This window comes from Pseudoxanthomonas fibrivorans (assembly GCF_041464125.1).
GTDB lineage: Bacteria > Pseudomonadota > Gammaproteobacteria > Xanthomonadales > Xanthomonadaceae > Pseudoxanthomonas.
This window is the reverse complement of sequence record NZ_JBGNUG010000001.1, coordinates 1,021,536-1,045,981: the sequence shown is the minus strand read 5'-3', so window position 1 is coordinate 1,045,981 and position 24,446 is coordinate 1,021,536. Positions and strand designations below refer to the sequence as shown.

Annotated in this window: 23 protein-coding genes; 9 read left to right on the top strand and 14 right to left on the bottom strand. The window is 72.0% G+C overall.

The genetic code is table 11. From position 1 onward, the window contains the following. The first annotated feature begins 7 nt into the window (after nt 1-7). The 4 genes from dnaK (at nt 8) to ACA089_RS04945 (ending at nt 5,372) form a co-directional block, all read left to right on the top strand. A complete protein-coding gene (gene dnaK, locus ACA089_RS04960; RefSeq protein WP_372013979.1) occupies nt 8-1,930 on the top strand; it encodes a molecular chaperone DnaK in 1,923 nt (640 codons plus the stop codon). Between the two features lie 101 nt (nt 1,931-2,031). Further along, nucleotides 2,032-3,159, top strand: coding sequence for a molecular chaperone DnaJ (gene dnaJ / locus ACA089_RS04955; RefSeq protein WP_372013976.1), 1,128 nt, complete (start codon nt 2,032-2,034; stop codon nt 3,157-3,159). 180 nt (nt 3,160-3,339) lie between these two features. Next, nucleotides 3,340-4,242, top strand: a complete 903-nt coding sequence (pdxY, locus tag ACA089_RS04950; RefSeq protein WP_372013973.1) for a pyridoxal kinase — start codon at nt 3,340-3,342, stop codon at nt 4,240-4,242. Nucleotides 4,243-4,262: 20 nt separating this feature from the next. Beyond that, nucleotides 4,263-5,372, top strand: a complete 1,110-nt coding sequence (locus ACA089_RS04945; protein WP_372017662.1) for a prephenate dehydrogenase — start codon at nt 4,263-4,265, stop codon at nt 5,370-5,372. Nucleotides 5,373-5,376: 4 nt separating this feature from the next. Here ACA089_RS04945 and ACA089_RS04940 read toward each other — a convergent pair whose 3' ends face one another. Continuing rightward, complete coding sequence (locus ACA089_RS04940; protein WP_372013971.1) at nt 5,377-5,568, bottom strand: hypothetical protein; 192 nt, start codon at nt 5,566-5,568, stop codon at nt 5,377-5,379. Between the two features lie 144 nt (nt 5,569-5,712). On the opposite strand from ACA089_RS04940, the gene ACA089_RS04935 reads away from it, so the two are divergent. Both ACA089_RS04935 and ACA089_RS04930 read left to right on the top strand, forming a co-directional pair. Then, the gene (locus ACA089_RS04935; protein WP_372013969.1) at nt 5,713-6,912 is read left to right on the top strand and encodes an aminotransferase-like domain-containing protein; all 1,200 of its coding nucleotides are present in this window, start codon (nt 5,713-5,715) and stop codon (nt 6,910-6,912) included. 28 nt (nt 6,913-6,940) lie between these two features. Beyond that, nucleotides 6,941-7,639, top strand: a complete 699-nt coding sequence (locus ACA089_RS04930; RefSeq protein WP_372013966.1) for an MOSC domain-containing protein — start codon at nt 6,941-6,943, stop codon at nt 7,637-7,639. Nucleotides 7,640-7,754: 115 nt separating this feature from the next. Here ACA089_RS04930 and ACA089_RS04925 read toward each other — a convergent pair whose 3' ends face one another. The 5 genes from ACA089_RS04925 to ACA089_RS04905 are packed head-to-tail and all read right to left on the bottom strand — an operon-like array spanning nt 7,755 to nt 14,409. Continuing rightward, nucleotides 7,755-10,310 (bottom strand): sensor domain-containing protein, encoded by a 2,556-nt coding sequence (locus ACA089_RS04925; protein ID WP_372013964.1) that lies wholly within the window; start codon nt 10,308-10,310, stop codon nt 7,755-7,757. After that, nucleotides 10,307-11,200 (bottom strand): hydroxymethylglutaryl-CoA lyase, encoded by an 894-nt coding sequence (locus tag ACA089_RS04920; protein WP_372013961.1) that lies wholly within the window; start codon nt 11,198-11,200, stop codon nt 10,307-10,309. The genes ACA089_RS04925 and ACA089_RS04920 overlap by 4 nt, the downstream gene beginning before the upstream one ends. Continuing rightward, nucleotides 11,197-13,221 (bottom strand): acetyl/propionyl/methylcrotonyl-CoA carboxylase subunit alpha, encoded by a 2,025-nt coding sequence (locus ACA089_RS04915; protein WP_372013958.1) that lies wholly within the window; start codon nt 13,219-13,221, stop codon nt 11,197-11,199. The genes ACA089_RS04920 and ACA089_RS04915 overlap by 4 nt, the downstream gene beginning before the upstream one ends. 7 nt (nt 13,222-13,228) lie before the next feature. After that, the gene (locus ACA089_RS04910; protein WP_372013955.1) at nt 13,229-13,618 is read right to left on the bottom strand and encodes a VOC family protein; all 390 of its coding nucleotides are present in this window, start codon (nt 13,616-13,618) and stop codon (nt 13,229-13,231) included. 2 nt (nt 13,619-13,620) lie between these two features. Next, nucleotides 13,621-14,409, bottom strand: a complete 789-nt coding sequence (locus ACA089_RS04905; RefSeq protein ID WP_372013952.1) for an enoyl-CoA hydratase-related protein — start codon at nt 14,407-14,409, stop codon at nt 13,621-13,623. Between the two features lie 125 nt (nt 14,410-14,534). Here ACA089_RS04905 and ACA089_RS04900 point away from each other — a divergent pair, with 125 nt between their 5' ends. The 3 genes from ACA089_RS04900 to ACA089_RS04890 are packed head-to-tail and all read left to right on the top strand — an operon-like array spanning nt 14,535 to nt 16,912. Then, entirely contained in the window at nt 14,535-14,789 is a 255-nt protein-coding gene (locus tag ACA089_RS04900; protein ID WP_372013949.1) for a FeoA family protein, read from the top strand. Beyond that, on the top strand, nt 14,786-16,645 hold the full coding sequence (gene feoB, locus ACA089_RS04895) for a ferrous iron transporter B (protein WP_372013946.1): 1,860 nt from the start codon (nt 14,786-14,788) through the stop codon (nt 16,643-16,645). Before ACA089_RS04900 ends, feoB begins: the two co-directional genes overlap by 4 nt. Nucleotides 16,646-16,660: 15 nt before the next feature. Beyond that, nucleotides 16,661-16,912 (top strand): DUF6587 family protein, encoded by a 252-nt coding sequence (locus ACA089_RS04890; protein ID WP_372013943.1) that lies wholly within the window; start codon nt 16,661-16,663, stop codon nt 16,910-16,912. Between the two features lie 40 nt (nt 16,913-16,952). Here the strand turns inward: ACA089_RS04890 and ACA089_RS04885 are convergent, their stop codons facing one another. The 8 genes from ACA089_RS04885 to ACA089_RS04850 all read right to left on the bottom strand — a co-directional run bounded on the left by ACA089_RS04885 (nt 16,953) and on the right by ACA089_RS04850 (nt 24,442). Next, nucleotides 16,953-18,317 carry a glycosyl hydrolase family 8 gene (locus tag ACA089_RS04885; RefSeq protein ID WP_372013940.1) on the bottom strand — a complete coding sequence of 455 codons (1,365 nt, stop codon included), beginning with the start codon at nt 18,315-18,317 and terminating at the stop codon, nt 16,953-16,955. Between the two features lie 72 nt (nt 18,318-18,389). Continuing rightward, nucleotides 18,390-18,839 carry an SRPBCC family protein gene (locus ACA089_RS04880; protein ID WP_372013938.1) on the bottom strand — a complete coding sequence of 150 codons (450 nt, stop codon included), beginning with the start codon at nt 18,837-18,839 and terminating at the stop codon, nt 18,390-18,392. Nucleotides 18,840-18,921: 82 nt separating this feature from the next. Further along, nucleotides 18,922-19,698, bottom strand: a complete 777-nt coding sequence (locus tag ACA089_RS04875) for an SDR family NAD(P)-dependent oxidoreductase (protein ID WP_372013935.1) — start codon at nt 19,696-19,698, stop codon at nt 18,922-18,924. Between the two features lie 38 nt (nt 19,699-19,736). Continuing rightward, nucleotides 19,737-20,486: an SDR family oxidoreductase gene (locus ACA089_RS04870; RefSeq protein WP_372013932.1), complete on the bottom strand. Its 750-nt coding sequence runs from the start codon at nt 20,484-20,486 to the stop codon at nt 19,737-19,739. Between the two features lie 5 nt (nt 20,487-20,491). Beyond that, nucleotides 20,492-22,099 carry a carboxyl transferase domain-containing protein gene (locus ACA089_RS04865; RefSeq protein WP_372013929.1) on the bottom strand — a complete coding sequence of 536 codons (1,608 nt, stop codon included), beginning with the start codon at nt 22,097-22,099 and terminating at the stop codon, nt 20,492-20,494. A gap of 118 nt (nt 22,100-22,217) precedes the next feature. Beyond that, nucleotides 22,218-22,616, bottom strand: coding sequence for a hypothetical protein (locus ACA089_RS04860; RefSeq protein ID WP_372013926.1), 399 nt, complete (start codon nt 22,614-22,616; stop codon nt 22,218-22,220). 174 nt (nt 22,617-22,790) lie between these two features. Then, nucleotides 22,791-23,144 carry a hypothetical protein gene (locus tag ACA089_RS04855; protein WP_353688798.1) on the bottom strand — a complete coding sequence of 118 codons (354 nt, stop codon included), beginning with the start codon at nt 23,142-23,144 and terminating at the stop codon, nt 22,791-22,793. Nucleotides 23,145-23,266: 122 nt separating this feature from the next. After that, entirely contained in the window at nt 23,267-24,442 is a 1,176-nt protein-coding gene (locus ACA089_RS04850) for a thiolase family protein (RefSeq protein ID WP_372013923.1), read from the bottom strand. Nucleotides 24,443-24,446 lie beyond the last annotated feature (4 nt).

Below are 24,446 nucleotides of genomic sequence, written 5' to 3'. Positions count from 1 at the left end.
CTACACAATGAGCAAGATCATCGGCATCGACCTGGGCACCACCAATTCCTGCGTGGCGATCATGGAGGGCGGCAAGGCCCGCGTGATCGAGAACGCGGAGGGCGATCGCACCACGCCGTCGATCGTGGCCTACACCAAGGACGGCGAGGTGCTGGTCGGCGCGCCGGCCAAGCGCCAGGCGGTCACCAATCCCAAGAACACCTTCTATGCGGTGAAGCGGCTGATCGGCCGCAAGTTCACCGACGCGGAGGTCAAGAAGGACCTGGACCTGGTGCCGTACGGCATCCTCGCCCACGACAACGGCGACGCCTGGGTGCAGACCAGCGACGGCCGCAAGATGGCCCCGCAGGAAATCTCGGCCAAGGTCCTCGAGAAGATGAAGAAGACCGCCGAGGCCTTCCTCGGCGAGACGGTCAGCGCCGCGGTGATCACCGTGCCGGCGTACTTCAACGACAGCCAGCGCCAGGCGACCAAGGACGCTGGCCGCATCGCCGGCCTGGACGTCAAGCGCATCATCAACGAGCCGACCGCCGCGGCGCTGGCCTATGGCCTGGACAAGGCCGGCGGCGACCGCAAGATCGTCGTGTACGACCTGGGCGGCGGCACCTTCGACGTGTCGATCATCGAAATCGCCGAGGTCGACGGCGAGAAGCAGTTCGAGGTGCTGGCCACCAACGGCGACACCTTCCTCGGCGGCGAGGACTTCGACGCGCGCGTCATCGACTACCTGGTCGAGGAGTTCCAGAAGGACCAGGGCATCGACCTGCGCAAGGACCCGCTGGCGCTGCAGCGCCTGAAGGACGCGGCCGAGCGCGCCAAGATCGAGCTGTCCAGCGCGCAGCAGACCGAGGTCAACCTGCCGTACATCACCGCCGACGCGTCGGGCCCCAAGCACCTGACCATCAAGCTGACCCGGGCCAAGCTCGAGGCGCTGGTCGACGACCTGGTCAAGAAGACGATCGAGCCGTGCCGCACCGCGCTGAAGGACGCTGGCCTGCGCGCCAGCGACATCGGCGAGGTGATCCTGGTCGGCGGCCAGACCCGCATGCCCAAGGTGCAGGCGGCGGTGGCCGAGTTCTTCGGCAAGGAGCCGCGCAAGGACGTCAACCCGGACGAGGCCGTGGCCCTGGGCGCTGCGGTGCAGGGCGGCGTGCTGGCCGGCGACGTCAAGGACGTGCTGCTGCTGGACGTGACCCCGCTGTCGCTGGGCATCGAGACCCTGGGCGGGGTGTTCACCAAGATCATCGAGAAGAACACCACGATCCCGACCAAGGCCTCGCAGGTTTTCTCCACCGCCGAGGACAACCAGTCGGCCGTGACCGTGCACGTGCTGCAGGGCGAGCGCGAACAGGCCCGCTTCAACAAGTCGCTGGCCAAGTTCGACCTGACCGGGATCGACGCGGCCCCGCGCGGCATGCCGCAGGTCGAGGTGTCGTTCGACATCGACGCCAACGGCATCGTCCACGTCACCGCCAAGGACAAGAAGACCGGCAAGGAACAGAAGGTCGAGATCAAGGCCGGTTCGGGCCTGTCGGACGAGGAGATCCAGCGGATGGTCGCCGACGCCGAGGCGCACCGCGAGGAGGACAAGAAGTTCCACGAGCTGGTGCAGGCGCGCAACCAGGCCGACGGCCTGATCCACGCCACCCGCAGCGCGATCACCGAGCACGGCGACAAGGTGCCGGGCGACGTCATCGGCCGCGTGGAGGGCGCCATCGCCGAGCTGGAAACGGCGATGAAGAACGACGACAAGGCGCAGATCGACGCCAAGAGCAAGGCGCTTGAGGAGGCCGGGCAGTCGCTGTACGCGGCGGCCGCGGCCCAGCAGCAGGGTGGCGATGCCGGCGCGGCCGGTGGCGCCCCCGGCGGCGCCCAGGACGACGTGGTCGACGCCGAGTTCACCGAGGTCAAGGACGACGACAAGAAGTAAGCCGCGCCGGGCGCCCTGCGCCGGCGGCAACGCAGCCCGCGCCGTCGACGACGGCGCGGGCTGTTCCATGAGGGTGAGCCGATGATGGACTGCGATCCGAGATGAGCAAGCGCGACTACTACGAAGTGCTGGGCGTGGCCCGCAACGCCAGCGACGAGGAGCTGAAGAAGGCCTATCGCCGCTGCGCGATGAAGCACCATCCGGACCGCAATCCCGGCGACGCCGCCGCCGAAGCCGCGTTCAAGGAGTGCAAGGAGGCCTACGAAGTCCTGTCCGACGGGGCCAAGCGCCGCGCGTACGACGCCCACGGCCACGCCGCGTTCGAGCACGGCATGGGCGGCGGCGGTGGCCAGGGCCCGGACATGGGCGACATCTTCGGCGACATCTTCGGCACGATCTTCGGCGGCGCCGGCGGTGGCGCGCGCGCGGCGCGACGGGGTGCCGACATCGGTTACGTGATGGAGCTGGACCTGGAGGAAGCGGTCGCCGGCATCGAGAAGCGCATCGAGATCCCGACCCTGTCCGAATGCGGGCTGTGCAAGGGCAGCGGCTCGGAGGACGGCAAGGTCGAGACCTGCAACACCTGCCACGGGCGCGGGCAGGTCAGGTTCCAGCGCGGCATCTTCACCATGCAGCAGGCCTGCCCCGAGTGCGGCGGCCGCGGCCAGGTGGTGCGCAACCCGTGCAAGGAATGCCATGGTGCGGGCCGGATCGAGGACGAAAAGGTCCTGTCGGTGAAGATCCCGGCCGGCGTGGACAGCGGCGACCGCATCCGCCTGACCGGCGAGGGCGAGGCCGGACCGCCGGGCACGCCGCCGGGCGACCTGTACGTGGAAGTGCGCGTGCGCGAGCACGAGATCTTCCGCCGCGACGGCGACGACCTGCACTGCGAAGTGCCGATCCGCATTTCCCAGGCCGCGCTCGGCGACGTGGTCAACGTGCCCACGCTGGACGGCGAGGCGGAGATCCGCATCCCGGCCGAAACCCAGGCCGGCAAGGTGTTCCGCCTGCGCGGCAAGGGCGTCAAGTCGGTGCGCAGCCGCAACCCCGGCGACCTGTACTGCCGCGTCGTCGTCGAGACGCCGATCAACCTCACCGCCGAGCAGCGCGAGCTGCTGGAGAAGTTCGAGGCGACGTTCACCGGCGACGAGGGGCGCCGCCACTCGCCGCGCTCGGCCACCTTCCTCGACGGGGTCAAGTCGTTCTTCGGGCGCATCACCTCGCCCTGAGCGCGGCGTCGCGCCGCCATGCGCGGCGGCGCCTTGCGCCGCGCGGCCGGGCGAAGCCGTTTCTGCCGCGCCACGCAAACAACCCGACGGAATCAGCCTATTTCCGTTGCAGCTGAAACGCAGCGCGCCGCCTGCGATTCGAAGCGCTAGCATGCGTGGCCCGGAACACGGCCACCCCGAATGAGCGACGCGCTGGAAAGCCACCTGGTCCACGAACGCGGAAACCGCCCGCAGGGGCCTTCGCCGGTGGACCTGGTTTCGGTGCAGTCGCAACTGGCCTACGGCTACGCCGGCAACAGCGCCGCGGTGCCGGTGCTGCGCATGCTCGGCGTGCGGGTGGCCGAAGTGCCGACCACGCTGCTCAGCAACACGCCCTTCTACGCCACCCTGCGCGGCCGCGTGCTGCCGGCCGACTGGCTGGCCGACCTGCTGCGCGGGCTGGACGAGCGCGGGGTCACCTCGCGCGCGCGGCTGCTTGCCTCCGGATATTTCGGTAGCGTCGCCAACGGCGAGGCGTTCGCCGACTGGCTGGAGCGGCATGGCGCGAGCGCGCCGCGCTACGTGCTCGACCCGGTGATCGGCGACACCCACACCGGCGCCTACGTTGAGCCGGGCCTGGAGGAGGTCTTCGCCCGGCGGCTGCTGCCACGGGCGTGGATGGTCACCCCCAATGCGTTCGAGCTGGCCAGGCTGGCCGGGCGTCCGGCCTTGCAGGAAGCCGATGCGCTCGCCGCGGCGCGCGCGTTGCTCCTGCGCGGGCCCGAGTGGGTGCTGGCCCACAGCGTCGTCGGCGCCGACGGAGCGCTGGTGACGCTGCTGGTGGGCCGCGATGCCGCCTGGCGCCTGCAGTCGCCGCGGCTGGACGTGGACGTGGCCGGCACCGGGGACGTCCTCGTGGCGCTGCTAGCCGCCTTCCTGCTGCGCGGCGAGGCGCCGGAACGGGCCGTCGAGCGCGCCCTGGCCGGCGTGCACGCGGCGCTGGAATCGACCCTGGCCCACGACTGGGAGGAACTGGACGTGCAGGCTGCGCCGGCCGCGGCGCTCGCCCCCGGTCCGGCGCGGTTCGCGGCGGTCGCCCTTTGAACACGGCAGCCCGGCCGACGATGGCGCCGGTGGTCGGCCTGGTCGGGAGCGCCGGCGCCTACGGCCTCTGGCTGCGCCGCTTCTTCGAACAGCGGATGGGCCTCGCGGTGCTCGGGCACGATCCGGCCGATCCGGCCAGCGACGCCCCGGAACGCCTGCTCTCCGCCGCGGACGTGTTGGTGTTCGCGACCCCCATCCGCCAGACGCCGGCGCTGATCGCGCAGTACGTGGCGGCGTCGGCCGGCCGCGAGCGTGGCCGCCTGTGGCTGGACATCACCTCGCTCAAGCAGGCGCCGGTGGCGGCGATGCTCGCGTCCCAGGCCGAAGTGGTCGGCCTGCATCCGATGACCGCGCCCCTGAAGACGCCCACCCTCAAGGGAAGGGTGGTGGTGGTCTGCGAGGCGCGGCTGGACGCGTGGCGTCCCTGGCTGCAGCAACTGCTCGACGCGTTGCAGGGCGAGTACGTGCGCAGCAGCCCCGACCACCACGACCGGGTGATGGCACTGGTGCAGGCGATGGTGCATGCCGCCCACCTGGGCCAGGCGGGAGTGCTGCGCAGCTTCGCCGAAGACCTGGGCGACCCGGCGGCGCTGATGCCGTACCGCTCGATCGGCTTCGAGATGGACGCGGCGGTGACGGCGAGGATCCTTGCCCTCAACCCGGAGATCTACGAGGACATCCAGTTCGGCAACCCCCATACCGGCGAGGTGCTCGAGCGGCTGGCGGGCGAGATCGCCCGGCTGCGCGCGCTGGTCGGGCGGGGCGACGACGCGGCGCGGCACGAATTCCGCTGCCGCTTCCTCGAACAGAACCGCCAGGCATGGGGGGACGAGGCGGTCGCGGACGGCAGCTACACCTTCGAGCGCGTCGGCTACCTGCTCGCGGACCTGACCGAGACGCGACGCCTGAGCGTACACCTGCCGCAGGACCGTCCCGGATCCCTGCGCGCGCTGCTGAACGTGTTCGAGCGACAGGGGATCAGCCTGTCGTCGATCCATTCCTCGCGGACCCCGGCCGGCGAAGTGCATTTCCGGATCGGCTTCGACCCGGGAACCGATGTCGATGCACTGCGCGGCGCGGCCGCCGAGATCGACCGCAGCGGGCTCGGCCGCGTCCTGGAACGGCCCTGATCGCCTAGTCGGCGGTCAGTACCAGCGTGCGGTCGTCGTTGGCGAAGCGGTCGTCCCGCCGCTGCAGGCGCTGGCCGTCGGCGAGCTCGTAGCGCAGCGAGGGCGTGCCGTCGGGACCCGGCTGGCCGTCGCTGAACTCGAGGATGATGTAGGCGTTGCCGTCGCTGCCGGTGGCGGGGAACTGGCGGAAGGACATGGGGGCCTCCTCGAAAGGGTGCGCGTGTGCACCGTGGACAGCCGGATTATTGCGCCGCCGCCTTAATCCGCCGTGGCCGGCGCGTGAACACCCCGTATGCCGGCGACCCGGCAGGGGTCCGGCCCGAGCCGCTACAATGCCGGGATGACGACCACCTATACCCTGTCGCGCCGCGCCCAGGCGCTTACCAGTTCGGCGATCCGCGAGATCCTCAAGGTCACCGAGCGTCCCGAAGTCATTTCCTTCGCCGGCGGGCTGCCGTCCCCGGCCACCTTCCCGGTCGAACGCATGCGCGAGGCGACCGAAAAGGTCCTGCGCGAGGCGCCGCAGGCTGCACTGCAGTACGGGCCGACCGAGGGCTTCACCCCGCTGCGCGAGTGGATTGCCGCGCGCCTGAGCCATGGCGGCGCGGTGGTCCCGGCCTCGCGCGTGCTGATCACCACCGGCTCGCAGCAGGGCCTGGACCTGCTGGGCAAAGTGCTGATCGACGAGGGCAGCAAGGTCCTGGTCGAGACCCCGAGCTACCTGGGCGCGCTGCAGGCGTTCTCGCTGTTCGCGCCGCAGTTCGCCTCGCTGCCGAGCGACGAGCAGGGCATCGTCACCGACGGCCTGACCGTCGAGCAGCTGGCCGGCGCGCGCTTCCTGTACTGCCTGCCCAACTTCCAGAACCCGACCGGCCGGCGCATGCCGCTGGAGCGGCGCCAGGCGCTGGTCGCGCTGGCGGCCGCGGCCGGGGTGCCGCTGGTCGAGGACGACCCCTACGGCGAGCTGTCCTACGGCGGCGAAGCCTTGCCCAGCCTGCTGTCGATGAATCCGGACGGCGTGATCTACATGGGCTCGTTCTCCAAGGTGCTGGCCCCCGGGCTGCGCCTGGGCTATGTGGTCGCCCCGGAACCGGTGTTCGGCAAGATGGTCCAGGCCAAGCAGGCCGCCGACCTGCACACCCCGTCGTTCTCGCAGCGGGTGGTGTACGAGTCCGTGCAGGACGGGTTCCTCGATGCCCACATCCCGTCGATCCGCACGCTCTACGGGCACCAGTGCGAGCGCATGCTGGCCGCGCTGGAGCGCGAGTTCCCGGCCCAGGTCACCTGGAACCGCCCCGAGGGAGGCATGTTCATCTGGGTCGACCTGCCCGAAGGGATCGACAGCGGCGCGTTGCTGGCCAAGGCGATCGAGCGCAACGTGGCCTTCGTGCCGGGCGCGCCGTTCTATGCGGTCGAGCCGAAGAAGAACACCTTGCGCCTGTCGTTCGTGACGGTGCCGGGCGAGAAGATCGACGCGGGCGTGAAGATCCTCGGCGAGCTGCTCAAGGCCGAGATCGCCGCGCTGCCGGCGGCGGCCTGAGCGGGCAGCCGCCACGCGGGCCCCGGCGGTGAGCACGCGCCCGGCGGCCATCGTCGACTCGGTGCTGACCGGCCGGGCCGTGGAGTACACGCGGCCCGGCAGCCGCAGTGCGATCGCCAAGCGACCGGTCGACGGTGCGCTGCGGGTCGGGACCGAGGGCCTTGCCGGCGACGAGCAGGGCGACCGCCGGGTGCACGGCGGGCCCGACAAGGCGATCCACCACTACCCGCGGGACCATTACGCGCGCTGGCGGGAAGAGGTCGGCCCGCACCCGCTGCTGCAGGTACCCGGCGCCTTCGGCGAGAACATCAGCACCACCGGCATCACCGAAGCCGACGTGTGCCTCGGTGATCGCCTGCGCCTGGGCAGCGCGCTGGTGGAGGTGTCGCAGGCGCGGCAGCCGTGCTGGAAGCTGTCGGACCGCTTCGGCGTGCCCGACATGGCGCGGCGCGTGCAGGACAGCGGCCGCAGCGGCTGGTACTACCGGGTGCTCGAGGAGGGCGTCGTGCAGGCCGGCGACAGCGTGGTGCTGCTGGATCGGCCCCACGCGGACTGGCCGCTGCCGCGGCTGGCCGAGCTGCTCTACCGGCGCACGCTGGACCGCGACGAGCTGCGGAGCGCGCTGGCCCTGCCACTGGTGCCTTCGTGGCGGAAGCTGCTGGAGCGCCGCCTGGAGCAGGGCGCGACCGAGAGCTGGGATTCCCGGCTCGGTGGCCCCTCCGGCTGAGGGCGCGCGCGGACGCACGCCGCCCGCCGCACCGGGGCGGCTCGCCGTTCCCACTCCAAGCCGTGCGCCGATGCGAAGGTGGGCCGGCAGGCCAAACCACGGCCGGCGTGCGTGGTCAGCGGTTGCCGGCGGCGGCCAGGCGGCGCGCCAGTTCGTCGGGCGGCAGCCCGGGGGCGAACAGGAACCCCTGTCCGACCGGCACGCCCAGCTCCAGCAGGTAGCGCCGCTGCGATTCCTGTTCCACGCCCTCGGCGACCAGGCCCAGGCCCAGGCTGCGGGCGATGGCGCTGACCGCCTCGCACACCGCCACGTCCGAGCGGTTGCCGGGCACGCCTTCGACGAACAGCTGGCTCAGCTTGAGCCCGTGGATCGGCAGTCGCCGCAGGTAGTTGAGCGCGCTGTAGCCCTCGCCGAAGTCGTCGATCGTCAGCACCACGCCCATGCGCCGCAGTTCAGCGAAGGTCCGCAACGTGGCCGGGGCGTCTTCGATCAGCACGCGCTCGGTGAACTCCAGTTCCAGCGCCGAACCGGGCAGCGAGAACTCGCGCAGGGTCTCGGCGACCTTGACTGCCAGGTCCTCGGCGACGAACTGGCGGTAGGAGACGTTGATCGCCACCCGGACGATGCCCAGCCCCTGCTCGTGCCATTCGCGCACCTGGCGGCACGCTTCCCGCAGCACCCAGTCGCCGATCCGGACGATGTCGCCGGTGGTCTCGGCGTGGCTGATGAACAGGTCCGGGCGCAGCTCGCCCAGCTGGTGGCTCTGCCAGCGGATCAGCGCCTCGGCGGCGACGATGTGGCCGTGGCGCAGGTCCACCTGGGGCTGGAACACCAGGCGGAACTCGGCGTTGTCCAGCGCGCGGCGCAGCTGGGTCTCGATCTGCAGCCGGTCCTGCTGCTTCTGCGCCAGGTCCGGGGTGAACACCTGCCAGCCGTTGCGGCTGCGGCGCTTGCAGTCGTACATGGCGATGTCGGCGCTCTGGATCAGCTGCTGCGGCCGCGTGCCGTCGGCGGGCGCGTAGGCGATGCCGATGCTGGCGCTGATCGAGAATTCGTCCTCGCCGAACATGAACGGCCGCGTCAGCGCGCGCAGGATCGCGTCGGCCAGCTGCGGGGCCTGCGCCGGGTCGGCACCGTCGCACAGCACCAGGAACTCGTCGCCGCCGAAGCGCGCGAGCAGGCCTTCGGTGCCGATCGCGCGGGCGATGCGCTGCCCGGTGCGGACCAGCAGGTCGTCGCCGGCGGCGTGCCCCAGCACGTCGTTGACCGTCTTGAAGCGGTCCAGGTCGATGTAGAGCACGGCGACCGACGCATGCGCCGGCTCGGCCAGGCGCTCGTCGAGCTCGCCGAGGATCGCGTCGCGGTTGAGGATGCCGGTGAGCGGATCGGTGCGGGCCTGGATGCGCAGCGTCTCTTCGGCCTGCTTGCGCTCGGTGATGTCCTGCAGCGTGCCCGCGACCCGAGGCGAGGCATGGTTGCCGGGTTCGACCTCGCCGATCATGCGGATCCAGAAGGCGTGGCCGTCGCCACGCTGGCCCTGCAGTTCCAGGTCGAAGCCCGCGCGCTGGCCGAACGCACGCTCGAGAGCGCCTTCCAGGCGCGCGCGATCGCCCGGGCGCAGGTGCGCGAGCAGGTCCTCCATGCCGTGCGCGTCGGCCTGCAGGTCGATGATGCGCAGCGCCTCGCCGGTCAGGTACAGGCGTTGCCGGCCGCGGTCCCATTCCCAGCCGCCGATGTGGGCCAGCGACTGCGCGCGGTCGAACAGGGCGCTGTCGCGCTTGAGGTCGGTGATGTCGCTGAACAGCACGAACACGTGGTCGGCCTCGGCGCGGCCGGAGGAGAACACCGGCACCGTCGTCGCCGAGATCCACACCATGCGGTCGCTGGTGCGATGGTGCAGGCCGATGGTGGTGCTGGGGATGATCTGGCCGCTGCGCAGCGATCGCTGCGCGGGCCATTGGTCCTCCGGCAGCACCCGGCCGTGTTCGTCGAGGATGTTCCATTCGTGCGTGTGCGTGCCGAGGTCCGCCTCCAGCCCGTGGCCGAGGATGCGGTGCGCGGCGGGATTGGCGCTGAGCAGGTTGAACTGGCGGTCCAGCAGCAGCACGCCCTTGTCGATCGACTCCATCAGCAGCCGGTAGCGCGATTCGGCCTGCCAGCGGCTGCTGAGGTCGCGCGCCACGGCGACGATGCAGCGTCGCCCGCCGTGCTCGAACCCGGCCGAGTGCACCTCCACCGGGAAGCGGCTGCCGTCGCCGCGCATGTTGGTGACCTCGATCACGTAGGTCTCGCCGCGGTTGAGCGTTTCCCAGACCGGCTTGAGGTGGTCGGGCGGCAGGTCCGGGTTGAGCATCTCGATCGGCTGGCCGACGATGTCCTCGCGCCGCCGGTGGTAGGCGCGGATGCCGGCCTTGTTGAGGTCCAGGACGATGCCGGTTTCGCTGAGCACGCTGACCGGGTCGGGCACCGCGTCGAACAGCGCGTGGTAGCGCAGGCGCGCCGATTCGCCCTCGGCCAGCGCGTGGTGCAGCGCGTCGCGTGCCTGCTCCAGGAGCAGCCGGGTGGGGGCGGGCAGCGCGCGGTCGCGCAGGGCCTGTTCCAGTGCGGCCAAAACCGCCTCCGGTTCCGCCAGGTGCGCGGACTCGGAGACGGCCTGGCCGGCAGCGTTCATGCGGCCGCCAGCGCCCGTCCGACCTTGCTGCCGGTCTGTCGGCCCAGCCGCGAGGCCAGCCAGCGGCCGGTCTCGGCCAGCGCGTCGAGGTCGATGCCCGTATCGATGCCCATGCCCCGCAGCATATACACCAGGTCCTCGCTGGCAACATTGCCGCTGGCGCCGCGCGCGTACGGACAGCCGCCGGTCCCGGCCACGGCCGAGTCGGCCACGCGCACGCCGGCCTCGATGCAGGCCGCCACGTTGGCCAGGGCCTGCCCGTAGGTGTCGTGGAAATGCACCGCCAGCGCGGTCATCGGCACCTCGGCCGCGACCGCGCGGAGCATCTCCCGCGCCCGGTGCGGGGTGCCCACGCCGATCGTGTCGCCGAGCGAGATCTCGTAGCAGCCCAGTGCGTACAGGCGGCGGGCGACGCGGACCACGTCGGCCAGCGGAACCTCGCCCTGGTAAGGGCAGCCGAGCACGGTGGAGACGTAGCCGCGGACCTTCACCCCGTCCTGCCGCGCGCGCGCCAGCACCGGTGCGAAGCGCTCCAGCGACTCGTCGATCGACGCGTTGGTATTGCGCCGGTTGAACGCCTCCGACGCGGCGGTGAAGACCGCCACCTCGCTGGCCCCGGCGTCGCGGGCGCGCGCGTAGCCCTGCTCGTTGGGCACCAGGACAGGGTAGGACACGCCCGGGCGCCGCTGGATGCCGGCCATCACCTCGGCCGCGTCCGCCAGTTGCGGGACCCACTTCGGGCTGACGAAGCTGGTCGCCTCGATGCTGCGCAGGCCGGTGGCCGAGAGGCGGTCGACCAAGGCGATCTTGTCGGCGGTGGCCACCATCGCCGCTTCGTTCTGCAACCCGTCGCGCGGGGCGACCTCGACGATGCGGACGAAGTCGCTCATGCCGGCTCCGTGGCGGCGTAGCCCGCGTCGCCGACCACGGCCAGCAGCACGTCGGCTTCGACGAAATCGCCGGAGCCGACGCGCAGTTCGGAAAGCACGCCGTCGCGAGGGGCCCGCACGGTCAGCTCCATCTTCATCGCCTCCATCACCAGCAGCTCGGTCCCGACAGCCACCGCCTGGCCCGCAGTGGCCTTGACCAGCACGACGCGGCCCGGCATCGGCGCCAGCACCCGGCCGTCCCCCCCGCCGTCGCCGCGGCCCTCGCCGCGCTCGGCAGGCAGCAGCCGCAGCGGCAGGCGGCGATGGCCGTCGTGCAGTTCCAGCGTGTCCCCGTCGAAGCGGGCCACCAGCCGGTGTCCCTGTCCGTCGATACGCAGGTCGAGGACACCATCGGCCAGGCGCGCAGCGGACACGTCCAGGGTCGCGTCCGCGAGCGCGATGCGCCAGTCGCCGCCGTGCCCGGTGGCCACGGCGTTGTGGACCTGGCCGCCGGCATGCAGGCGCAGGCGGCGGCCGGCGCGCCCATGCAGGCGCCAGCCATCGCCCCGGCTCCAGGGGGAATGCGCGTCGGTCGCGGAACGCAGCGCGGCCGGACCGGCGTCCTCCGGCCGCAGCAGGAAGGCCGCGCAGGCGGCGGCCAGCAGGGCCGGGGTGGGCGGTGCCTGGCCGGCGACGAATTCGTCCAGGTGCCGGTCCAAGTAGCCGGTGTCGATGCGGCCTTCGACCACCGCCGGGTGCCGGGCCAGTGCCTCGAGGAAGGCGAGGTTGGTCTTGGGCCCGGCCACGTGGCATTGCGCGAGGGCCGTGCGCAGCCGCGCCAGCGCGCGCGGCCGGTCGGCGTCGTGGACGATCAGCTTGGCGATCATCGGGTCGTAGAACACGGTGACGGTGTCGCCGGCCTCCACGCCCGCGTCGATGCGGACCTGCGGCGTCGGCGGCGGCAGGTCCAGCGCACGCAGGGTGCCGGAGGCGGGCAGGAAGCCGGTGTCCGGATCCTCCGCGTACAGCCGCACCTCGATGGCATGGCCGTGCCGGGGCACCTGTTCCTGCGCCAGCGGCAGCGGTTCGCCGGCGGCCACGCGCAGCTGCCATTCGACCAGGTCCAGGCCGCTGACCATCTCCGTGACCGGATGCTCGACCTGCAGCCGGGTGTTGATCTCCATGAAATAGAAGCCGCCGTCGGGGTCGACGATGAACTCGACCGTGCCGGCATTGACGTAGTCGATGGCGCGGGCCGCGGCCACGGCCGCCTCGCCCATGGCCTGGCGCAGCGCCGGGGTGAGGAACGGGGACGGGGATTCCTCCAGCACCTTCTGGTAGCGGCGCTGGGCCGAGCACTCGCGCTCGTTGAGGTGGATCACGTTGCCGTGCGCATCGCCGAATACCTGGATCTCGATGTGCCGCGGCGAGGCCACGTAGCGCTCCAGCAGCACCCGGTCGCGGCCGAACGCGTTGCGGGCCTCGCGCTGGCAGCTCTCCAGCGCGGGCGCGAAGTCCTCCAGCCGGTGGACCACGCGCATGCCCTTGCCGCCGCCGCCATGGGCGGCCTTGAGCATCAGCGGAAAGCCGGTGCGCGCGGCCTCGCGCGAAAGCGTGGCCAGCGACTGGTCCTCGCCGTTGTAGCCGGGCACCACCGGCACGCCGGCTCCGGCCATCAGCTGCTTGGCGCCGGCCTTGCTGCCCATGCGCCGCATCGAGGCCGCGCGCGGGCCGATGAACACCAGCCCGGCGGCGGCCACCGCCTCGGCGAACTCCGCGTTCTCCGACAGGAAACCGTAGCCGGGATGGATCGCCTGCGCGCCGCTGCGCAGCGCCGCATCGATCACCGCCGCGCCGCGCAGGTAGCTGTCGGCCGGGGCCGGGCCACCGATGCCGCACGCCTCGTCGGCCAGGCGCACGTGCAGCGCGCCGGCGTCGGCGTCCGAATACACCGCCACGCTGGCGATGCCCAGCCGGCGGCAGGTGCGGATCACGCGGCAGGCGATCTCGCCGCGGTTGGCGATCAGGATCTTGGTGAACATGCAGTCCTCAGGCGTCCGCCCGGTGGCAGACGGCTTCGATGTTGTGGCCGTCCGGATCGAGCACGAACGCCCCGTAGTAGTTCTCGTGGTAATGCGGGCGCAGGCCCGGCGCGCCGTTGTCGCGGCCGCCGGCCTGCAGCGCGGCATGATGGAACGCGTCCACCTGCGCGCGCGAGTCGGCGACGATGGCGACATGGGTGCCGCCGTGGGCGGGCCCGCCATCGCCGATCCAGAAGAATGGCTTGCCCGCGCGCCCGAAACCGGCGTGCGCGGTGCCACCGGTCGATTCCGGCCCCACCTCCATCACCACCGCGATGCCCAGCGGCGCCAGCGCCTGCGTGTAGAACGCGCGGCTGCGGGCGAAATCCGATACCGCCAGGCCGACATGGTCGAGCATGCTCACTCCCCGGGCGCCCAGGCGGGCGCGCGCTTTTCCAGGAAGGCGCCGATGCCTTCCTGGCCCTCGGCCGACACCCTCAGCCGCGCGATGAGCGCGGCGTTGGCACGGTCCTGCGCCGCCGGGTCGCCCCCGGCAGCGGCCTGCCGGACCAGCGCCTTGGCGGTGCCTGCGGCCAGCGGCGCGGCCCGGCACAGCAGCGCGACCTGCGCGGCGACCGCGGCGTCCAGCGCCTGGGTTTCGACCACCTGGTGCAGCAGGCCGTGGCGCAGCGCCGCTTCCGCGTCGAAGGTTTCGGCGGTGGCGAACCAGCGCCGTGCCTGGCGCGGACCGATCGCCGCGACCACATAGGGCGAAATGACCGCCGGCAGCAGGCCGAGCCGGCTTTCGGTGAGGCCGAAGCGTGCCTGCGGCGTGCCGATGGCGATGTCGCAGCATGCGACCAGGCCGACCCCGCCGCCGAACGCCGGCCCGTGGACCCGGGCGATGGTCGGGCGGGGCAGTTCGTCCAGCGTGCGCATCAGGCGGGCGAGGGCCAGCGCGTCCTCGCGGTTTACCTCCTCGCTGGCGGCGGCCATGCCGCGCATCCACTGCAGGTCCGCGCCGGCGGAAAACGATGCGCCTTCACCCTCCAGCACCACCACCCTGGCCTCGGGGTCGGCGCCGGCCTCGTCCAGGGCGGCGGTCAGCGCGGCGATCAGCGTGGCATCGAAGGCGTTGTGCAGCTGCGGGCGGTTCAGGCGCAGGCGCAGCACGGGGCCTGCGCGGGCGATCAGCAGCGGTGGCGCCATCGTCGTTCCCGGATCGTTGCGGCCTTCGATGATAGCCGCGAGGCCCCGAGCGGCCATGACGCAGCGCGGCGGGGCGGGGCCGGCGGTGGTAGAATTGAGAACAGTTCTTGATAACCGGATGTCACGTGACGCTGTCCGAACTGCTGCCCCGCACCCCCGTCCTCGTCGAATCCGTGGAAGACCGCCACCCGCATGACCCGATCGCGCGGCGCCTGCGCGAGCTGGGCTTCGTCGCCGGCGAGCAGGTCCAGGTCGTCGCCCGGGGTCCGTTCGGCGCCGAGCCGCTGCTGGTCCAGGTCGGCTACACCCGTTTCGCCCTGCGCCGCGCCGAAGCCGCCCGCGTGCGGGTCGCGGCGCCCGTCGCCGGAGCGCCCGCATGAGCGCGCCCGCCGTCCCGCTCCGCCTGGCCCTGCTGGGCAATCCCAATTCCGGCAAGACCGCGCTGTTCAACCAGCTCACCGGCAGCCGGCAGAAGGTCGCCAACTACGCCGGCGTCACCGTCGAGCGCAAGGAAGGCCGGCTGCAGTCGCCCGCGGGCCGGTCCTACGCGGTCCTCGACCTCCCCGGCGCGTACAGCCTGACCCCGGCCAGCCTGGACGAGGCGATCACCCGCGACCTGTGCCGCGGCTTCTATCCCGGCGAACCGGCGCCGGACGTGCTCGTGTGCGTGGTCGATGCGACCAACCTGCGCCTGCACCTGCGCTTCGTGCTCGAGGTCCGGCAGATGGGGCGGCCGATGATCGTGGCCCTGAACATGAGCGACGCCGCCGAGCGCCGTGGCATCGCCATCGACCGCGCCACGCTGGAGCGCGAGCTGGGCGTGCCGGTGGTGGAGACGGTGGCCGTGCGCCACCACGGCGCGCGCGCGCTGGTCGAGCGCATCGACCAGGTCGCCGCCCACCCGCATCCACCGGCCGCGCAGCTGGCCGACGATGCCGACCTGCATGCCGAAACCCGGCGCCTGCTGGCCGCGGCCGTGTCGATGCCGACCCGCACCGCCAGGATCGACGACGCGCTGGACCGCTGGCTGCTGCACCCGCTGTTCGGGCTGCTGACCCTGGCGGTGATCATGTTCCTGATCTTCCAGGCGGTCTACGCCTGGGCCACGCCGGTGATGGACCTGATCGAGGCCGGCACCGCCGCGCTGGGCGAATGGGTCGGCGCGCGCATGGCCGAAGGCCCGCTGGCCAGCCTGCTGGTGGACGGGATCATCGCCGGCCTGGGCGGGGTGATCGTGTTCCTGCCGCAGATCCTGGTGCTGTTCGCCTTCATCCTGGCGCTGGAGGAATCCGGCTACCTGCCGCGCGCGGCGTTCCTGCTCGACCGGATGATGGCCGGCGCCGGCCTGTCCGGGCGCTCGTTCATCCCGCTGCTGTCCAGCTTCGCCTGCGCGATCCCCGGGATCATGGCCACGCGCAGCATCCAGGACCCGCGCGACCGCCTGGCCACGATCCTGGTCGCGCCGCTGATGACCTGCTCGGCGCGGTTGCCGGTGTACGCGCTGCTGATCGGTGCGTTCATCCCGGCGCGCGAGGTGTGGGGCGGCTTCAACCTGCAAGGCCTGGTCCTGTTCGGCCTGTACATGGCCGGCATCCTCAGCGCGCTGGCGGTGTCGTTCGTGATGAAGAAGTGGCGCCGCGACAAGGGCGAGCATCCGCTGATGCTGGAGCTGCCGTCCTACCGGCTGCCCAATCCGCGGGACCTGCTGATCGGCCTGTACGAGCGCGGCATGATCTTCCTCAAGCGCGTGGGCGGGATCATCTTCGCCCTGACCGTGCTGCTGTGGGTGCTGCTCTCGTTCCCGGCCGCGCCGGCCGACGCGACGATGCCGGCGATCGACTACAGCTTCGCCGGCCGGATCGGCCATGCCATGGCCGTGGTGTTCGCACCGCTCGGCTTCAACTGGCAGATCTGCATCGCGCTGATCCCGGGGCTGGCCGCACGCGAGGTCGCGGTGTCGTCGCTGGCCACGGTGTACGCGCTGTCGGCCGCCGACGACGAGGCCGCGGCGCAGGCGCTGACCCCACTGATCACCGACGGCTGGTCGCTGGCCACGGGCCTGTCGCTGCTGGTGTGGTTCATCTACGCCCCGCAGTGCCTGGCCACCTGGGCGGCGATCAAGCGCGAGACCGGCTCGTGGAAGACGATGGCGATCGCCGCCGGCTACCTCTTCGCGCTGGCCTACCTGGCGTCGCTGCTGACCTACCAGGTCGCGGTGCGGCTGGGCGCGGGCTAGGGCAGGGCGACGGCCATGGACCTGCCGCTGTGGCTGCAGTACCTGCTGGTCGGTGCGATCGTGCTGGTCGCGCTGTGGATCTTCGCCAGGAAGCAGCTGCCCGGAACCGTGCGGCGGGTGCGGCTGGCCGCTGCCGCGCCGCTCGTGCGCGAGGGACGGCCGCCCTGGATGCGCGGGCTGGCGCGATGGATCGCGCCGCCCTCCCGGGGCGGTGCGGCCGCCTGCGGGGGCTGCACCGACTGCGGCCCCGAGGGGCCCAAACGCTGAGGCCTCCGGCACGCGCGCCGGAGCCTGGCGGAGGCCGGCGTCAGCGTCGCTCCGGAGCCGCCCGGGCGGCGGGCGGTCCGGGCGGCAGCCACGCGCGGAAATCGCCGCTGCAGTGGAGCAGCGCCATCAGGTACAGCATGCCGTCGTAGTAGCGATGCTGCCCGCTCGGTACCGGCAGCTCCCACAGCGCGCGCACGAACGCCAGCCGGCGGGGGTGGTCGGCCGCCAGGCTGGCCACGGCATTGGTCGCGACCAGCCCGGTGGTCTGGCCGCCGCCCAGCGGCGTGCCGTCCAGGGTGTACAGGCTCTGGTAGCCGGCCATGCCCTGCGACTCGAAGAACGCCTGCAGGCGGTTGCTCATCTCGACCTGGCGCGGGTCGACGGCCCACCACGACCAGTCCACCGACCAGTTCATGGCGCTGCGCCAGGCGTCGTAGCGGAAATCGGCCGACTCCGGTCGCCACGACGCCGCCCACGGCGTGCCGTCGAAGTTGCCGTAATCGGGCGTGAGCGCGGTCCGCGGGTGCGCGGCCTTGGCGAAATAGTCGCGGCTGACCCGTGCGGCCTCGCTCCAGAACGCCCGGTCCGCCTGCGGACCGACCCGCGCCCAGACCTCGTAGAACGCCGGCAGGTGGTAGGACGCATCGGTATGCGCCGCGTTGGCCTGGTCCGGGGTGAAGCGCACCATCTTCGCCTCATGGTCGAACAGGTTGACCGCCGTCATCGGGCCGCGCGAGGTGGCGCCGGTGATGGGTGCGCGGTGCAGCACGTCGGCCAGCAGGCGGTCGGCGTGGGCGCGGTAGTCGTACAAGTCCTCGCCATCGCCCCAGCGCTGGGCCGCGAAGTACAGGGCGGTGATGAAGTACTCCTCGCCGTCGGGCGCGGGCATCTCGTCGTTGGGTACCCCATCGGTGCGCACCGACCAGGCGAAGTAGCCGTAGGCGGGGTGCTTCGGATCGTCCTGGTACATGTGGGTCATCGCCCAGTTCCAGATCGCGTCGAACTCGGCCTTCCGGTCCAGTTGCACGGCGATCATCATCCCGTAGGACATGCCCTCCGAGCGGACGTCGCCGCTGTTGACGTCGTGGATGTAGGCCATCGGGCCGTGCTCGTTGCCGCCGTCCTCGTAGTAGACGGCCTGTTGTGCCTGGTCGCCGTGGAACAGCTGCTGGAACGCGGCCTGGATCCGGGCGTCGACCTCGGCGCGCGCATAGCCGGCCTCCGCGAACAGGTCCGGATGGGTGCCGCGCGCCACCGCACCGGCCGGCGCGGCCGTGGCGGGCGTATCCGCGGAAACCGTGGCCGCCGCTTCGGTGGCGGCGGGACGCGTGCACGCGGCGAACAGCAGGATCGAGAGGAGGCCGCCCGCGGCGCGGGCATGGACGGCGAAGCGGCGGACGGTCATGCGGTTCCAGTGCAGGCGTCGGGGAACCGGAGAAGCTAGCAGACCGCATGCGCCATGCGTACCTGCACGCAGTCAGGCGTCGGGAATCTCCGGCTCAACCAGTTGCGCCAGCTGTTGCAGCGACTCCTGCCAGCCCAGGTAGCACATCTCCACCGGGATCGCTTCCGGAATGCCCTCCTGCACGACCTGCAGTTCGGTGCCGCACAGCACCGGCGCCAGGCTGACCGTCACCTGGATTTCGCCGGGCAGGCCGGGGTCGTCGAAGCGGTCCACGTAGCGGATGGTGCGGTCCTGGACCAGTTCCAGGTACTCGCCGCCGAAGGCATGGCGGTGGCCGGTGCCGAAGTTGGTGAACGCCATCCGGAAGCGGCCGCCGACCCGGGGCTCGAACTGTTCGACGTGGCAGGTGAAGCCATGCGGCGGCAGCCACTTGGCCATGGCGGCGGCCTCGAGGAATGCGCGGTAGAGGCGCTCGGGCGGGCAGCGCAGGACGCGGTGCAGGCGGACGGTTCCGGTAGCCATGACGATCTCCTTGCGTTGGGAATATGCACCCGACGTGCGGCCGGGCACGGGATCGACACAGGCACCCGCGGGCGCCGCCGCGTCAGCGCATGCCCTTGTGCTGCCCGCCGTCGATCGGCACGCAGGCACCGGTGACCCACTGCGCCCGCGGCGAGGCGAGGAACACGGCGACGTCGGCCACTTCCTGCAGCGTGCCCATCCGGCCCCAGGGGATGCCGGCGCGCACCGCCTCGTAGCGCGGCGGATCCTGCCGCCGGACCTGGTCCCACAGGCCACCCTCGAACTCGATCGACCCGGGCGCGATCGCGTTGGCGCGGATCCGGTCCGGCCCGTGGAAGATCGACAGCTTCTTGGCGTAGGCGATCAGCGCGGCCTTGGCCGAGGCATAGCCGAAGTCCGGGCCGGGGCTGGCCTCCAGCCCGGAGATCGATGCCACCAGGACGATGCTGCCGCCGCCGGCCGCCTTCATCCACGGGATCACCTGCTCGCAGGCGCGTGCGGCCGCCAGCACGTCCACGCGCAGGCTGGCCTCGAAGTCCGCCACCGACGGTCCCAGCGCGAGCGCCGAGGCGTTGTGGACCAGCACGTCCACGCCGCCGAAGGCCTGCCGTGCGCCGTCCAAGAACGCGGCCAGCGAAGCGGCGTCGGCGAGGTCGCACGGGCGTACGTGGATGCGCCGGCCGTAAGTCCGCAGCGAGGTTTCCACCTCCTGCAGCGCGTTCCTGCCGCGCGCGCCGGCGCCCCGCGCGCAGACCGCGACATCCGCGCCCTCGGCGGCCAGGCCCAGGGCGACCGCGCGGCCGATGCCGCGGCTGCCGCCCAGCACCACGCAGCGCTTGCCTTGCAGTTGCAGGTCCATGGTGGCCTCCGGAGAAGAACGAAGGTCGGCGGATCCGGTCAGCGGCCGCCGGCCACGTCGATGAAGCCGCCGGTACTGTAGGAAGCCTCGTCCGAGAGCAGCCACAGGATCGCCTGCGCGACCTCTTCGGGCTGGCCGCCGCGCCGCATCGGCACGAACGCCTTGACCCGGTCGACCCGGCCGGGCTCGCCGCCGCTGGCGTGCATGTCGGTGTAGATGAAGCCCGGCCGCACGCCGTTGACGCGGATGCCTTCCTGCGCCACTTCCTGCGACAGGCCGCGGGTCAGCGTGTCCAGCGCGCCCTTGGAGGCGGCGTAGTCGACGTACTCGCCCGGCGAACCGGTCAATGCGGCCACCGACGAGACGTTGACGATGGCGCCGCCGCGGCCGCCGTGCCGCGTCGACATGCGGCGGACCGCCTCGCGGCAGCAGAGCAGGGGCCCGACCACGTTGGCGTCGAGCACGCGGCGCACGCGCGCCGCGTCCATCCCGTCCACGCGCACCTGGGTTTCGAGGATGCCGGCGTTGTTGACCAGGGCATCGAGGCGTCCGTAGCGCGCATCGACCTGCGAGAACAGCCCGGCGACCTCGCCTTCGACCGCCACGTCCGCGCGCAGCGCGACCGCATCGCCGCCCGCGTCGCGGATGCGGGCCACGACCGCCTCCGCGGCGTCGGCGTCGCGCCGGTAGTTGACCGCCACGGCGTAGCCGCGCTCCGCGGCGAGCACCGCGGTGGCCGCGCCGATGCCGCGCCCGGCGCCCGTGACCAGCACCACCTTGCGCTGCATCGCGCTCACATCCGGAACACGCCGAAGCGCGCGGGTTCGATCGGCGCGTTGAGCGAGGCCGACAGGGCCAGGCCGAGCACCCGGCGGGTATCGACCGGATCGATGATGCCGTCGTCCCACAGCCGGGCCGTGGCGTACCAGGGGCTGCCCTGCTGCTCGTACTGCTCGCGCACCGGCGCCTTGAACGCTTCTTCCTCGTCGGCGCTCCACTGGCCGCCGCCGGCCTCGATGGCGTCGCGGCGCACCGTGGCCAGCACGCTGGCGGCCTGCTCGCCGCCCATCACGCTGATCCGCGCATTGGGCCACATCCACAGGAAGCGGGCGCCGTAGGCCCGCCCGCACATCGCGTAGTTGCCGGCGCCGAAGCTGCCGCCGATCACGACGGTGAACTTCGGCACGGAGGAGCAGGCCACCGCGGTCACCATCTTGGCCCCGTCCTTGGCGATGCCGGCGTTCTCGTACTTGCGGCCGACCATGAAGCCGGTGATGTTCTGCAGGAACACCAGCGGGATGCCGCGCTGGTTGCACAGTTCGATGAAATGCGCGCCCTTCAGCGCGCTCTCGGCGAACAGGATGCCGTTGTTGGCGACGATGCCGACCGGACAGCCGTGGATGTGGGCGAAGCCGGTGATCAGGGTCTTGCCGTAGCGCGCCTTGAACTCGTCGAACTCGCTGCCGTCGACCAGGCGGGCGATGACCTCGCGGATGTCGAACGGGCGCCGCGTATCCGCCGGCACGATGCCGTACAGCTCCTCGGCCGGGTACAGCGGTTCGCGCGGTTCGCGCAGCGCCACCGGCGGTGCCTTGCTCCGGTTGAGGTGGCCGACGATGGCGCGCGCGATCTGCAGCGCGTGCGCGTCGTCTTCGGCGTAGTGGTCGGCCACGCCCGATACCGCCGTATGCACGTCGGCGCCGCCCAGCGCCTCGGCATCGACCACCTCGCCGGTGGCGGCCTTCACCAGCGGCGGCCCGCCCAGGAAGATCGTGCCCTGGTCGCGCACGATCACCGACTCGTCGCACATCGCCGGCACGTAGGCGCCGCCGGCGGTGCAGCTGCCCATCACCACCGCGACCTGCGGGATGTTCTCCGCGCTCAGCCGCGCCTGGTTGTAGAAGATGCGGCCGAAATGCTCGCGGTCGGGGAAGACCTCGTCCTGCAGCGGCAGGAACGCGCCGCCGGAGTCGACCAGGTAGACGCAGGGCAGGCGGTTCTCGCGGGCGATCTCCTGCGCGCGCAGGTGCTTCTTGACCGTCATCGGGAAGTAGGTGCCGCCCTTGACCGTGGCGTCGTTGGCCACGACCACCACCTCGGTGCCCATGACCCGGCCTATGCCGCAGACCATGCCGGCGGCGGGCGCCGCGCCCTCGTACATGTCCTCGGCGGCGAGCGGGGCGATCTCGAGGAAGGGCGAGCCGGGATCGAGCAGGGCGTCGATGCGGTCGCGTGCGAGCAGCTTGCCGCGTTCGGTGTGGCGTTGCCGGGCCTTGTCGCCGCCACCGGCGGCGGCGCGCTCCAGGCGGCGGTGGAGTTCGGCCGCCAGCGCACGGTGGTGCTCGGCGTGCGCGGCGAATTCGGGGGACCGGGCGTCGATCTGGCTGCGGAGGGCGGGCATGGGCGTCCTGGCGTGCGGATGCCCGAAGGATACGTGAGCCCGCGCGCGGGGCCTTCTGGCGGCGCAGCACGCCGGCAGCAGACCGGCCCGCCGGCGGGTGCCGGCGGACCGGGAGGGCTCAGTTCTGCTCGGCCTTGCGCTCGGCGGCGTCGGCCGCCTCGCGGGCTTCGATCGCCGCGCGCTCGGCGGCGTCGGCCGTGGCATCGGCGGCGCGCGCGGTGGCGTCGGCCGTCGCGTCGGCGGCACGGCTGGCCGCGTCGCGGGTGGCGACCGCGGCGTCGTCGAGCGCCGCCTCGGTCTTCGCGGCGGCCTGCTCGGCCTGGGCTTCGGCCTTGGCACCCGCTTCCTGGGCGGCGTCCACCGCGTTGGCGGCGGCATGCTCGGTCGCCGCGGCGGCGTGGTCGGCCGCGGCGGCGGCGTGGTCGGCAGCCTGTTCTGCCTCGCGCTCGGCCGGCGGGGTGCAGGCGGCCAGCGGGACGAGCAGGACGCTGAGGGCAAGCACGGACATGCGGTTCATCGGGCACTCCTCTGGTGGATGGGGGTCAAGCGGGCGCAGCTTGCCCGGACCCGCTTCATCGTCCCGTGAACCGCCCCGGCCACGCGCCGAAGCGGCGTCGGACCGCGCTATGCCACGCGCAAAAAAAAGCCGCCGGTTTCCCGGCGGCTTCGGTACAGCAGGAAGGTCAGCAGATTACTGCTTGACTTCTTCCTTGGCCTCTTCGGCAGCGTCCTTGGCCTGGTCGGCAACGTCGGCAGCGGCTTCGGCGGTGTCGGCAGCGGCTTCGGCGGTCGCGTCGGTCGCGGCGCCAGCGGTGGCGGCAGCAGCGTCGGCGGCGGTGTCGGCAGCGGCGGCAGCGGCGTCAGCAGCGCCCTGGGCGGCGTCGGCGGTGGCGGCGCCGGCGGCAGCGGCCGAATCGGCAGCAGCCTGGGCCTCGGCGGCGGCGGCGTCAGCAGCGGCGGCGGCGTCCTGGGCCTGCTCCTGCTTCGAGCACGCGGCCAGGGCCAGACCCAGAGCCAGGGCGATCAGCAGCTTGTTGATGCTCATGTTGGATATTCCTCGTCGTTAGTTTGGGCAACGCGCGGTTGCGCGCCGGCAACATGATGACAAGCCCGTTTCCACTGTCAAGCGGCCACGGGTCATTTTCGTCGAAAAGGCGTGAAAAACGATTACAGCACTTCCAGGGCGATCGCGGTAGCCTCGCCGCCGCCGATGCACAGCGCGGCGACGCCCTTCTTGAGGCCGCGGGTGCGCAGGGCGTTGACCAAGGTCACGACCAGGCGCGCGCCGGACGCGCCGATCGGATGGCCCAGCGCGCAGGCGCCGCCGTTGACGTTGACCTTGGCATGCGGGATGCCCAGCTCCTTGATCGGCGCCATGGCCACGACCGCGAACGCCTCGTTGATCTCGAACAGGTCGACGTCCACGGCGTTCCAGCCGGCCCTGTCGAGCACGGCGGTGATGGCGCCGACCGGTGCGGTGGTGAACCACTCCGGCTGGTGGGAGAAGGTGGCGTGGGCGGCGATCCGCGCGAGCGGCTGCAGGCCGCGGCGGGCGGCCTCGTCGGCCGACAGCAGCACCGTCGCCGCGGCGCCGTCGGAGATGGACGAGGAGCTGGCGGCGGTCACGCTGCCGTCCTTCTTGAACGCCGGCTTGAGCGTCGGGATCTTGGCGATGTCCGACTTGCCGGGCTGCTCGTCGCTGGCGAACTCCACCTCGCCCTTGCGGGTGGCGACCTTGACCGGGACGATCTCGCCGTCGAACGCGCCCGAAGCCTGCGCGGCCTGCGAGCGCTTGACCGATTCGATGGCGAACGCATCCTGCTCCTCGCGGGTGAAGCCGTACTTGGCCACGGTCGCCTCGGCGAACACGCCCATCGCCTGTCCGTCGTACGGGTTGGTCAGGCCGTCCCACGCCATGTGGTCGACCGCCTGGAAGCCGCCGTAGCGGTTGCCGGTGCGCGAGTTGGGGATCAGGTGCGGGGCATTGGTCATCGATTCCATGCCGCCGGCGACCACGACCGTGGCCGAGCCGGCCTTGATCAGGTCGTGCCCCAGCATGATCGCCTTCATGCCGGAACCGCACACCTTGTTGATGGTGGTCGCGCCGGTGCCGGTCGGCAGGCCGGCGGCCAGGGCGGCCTGCCGGGCCGGCGCCTGGCCGAGGTTGGCCGGCAGCACGCAGCCCATGATCACTTCGGAAACATCCGCGGCCGGCACGCCGGACTGCTCCAGCGCGGCGGAAATCGCGGCGGCGCCCAGGGTCGGCGTGGGCACCCCGGTGAACTGGCCCAGGAACGAGCCGATGGCGGTGCGCTTGGCGGCGGCGATGACGATGTCGGACATGGGG